At 66.4% G+C, this 357-nt stretch carries 1 protein-coding gene; it reads right to left on the bottom strand.

Annotation, left to right across the window (positions count from 1 at the left end):
* Nucleotides 1–33: 33 nt before the first annotated feature.
* Nucleotides 34–357, bottom strand: a 324-nt coding sequence (locus MKK75_RS32375) for a hypothetical protein (RefSeq protein ID WP_244046574.1), incomplete at its 5' end; no start/stop codon positions are given.

The raw sequence follows: 357 nt of genomic DNA, 5'->3' as shown, positions 1-357 counted from the left end.
GCCCGCATGCGAGAAGTGCAGGAACTCTGAAACTCAGTGGTCAGTGGGGTCCAGCCCCATCCGGGAGCCCTGCAAGGATGCTTTCAGACAGACGGACATCGCCGCCTGCCACGTACCGACGTGGTGCTCCTGATGCGCCTTGGCCGCCGATACGGCCGCAGCCATCACGGCCGCGCGGTTGAACTGGCCTGCCACCACCAACGGGCGATGACGGACCTCAGCGAAGCCCTGGCAGCGAGCCCGGGCCGAGAGGAAGCCGACCGGCACGACGGTGCGGTCGGAGCGGATGTCGCGGAGGGCGGCGTTCCAGGAGATGGATCGGTTGGACATGCCCTGAATGCCCTTGCTCATTTCCTC

Source organism: Methylobacterium sp. J-030 (genome assembly GCF_022829545.1).
In the GTDB taxonomy this organism is placed as follows: Bacteria; Pseudomonadota; Alphaproteobacteria; order Rhizobiales; family Beijerinckiaceae; genus Methylobacterium.
Note: the sequence above shows the minus strand (reverse complement) of the source record. Positions and strands in the feature narration are given on the sequence as shown.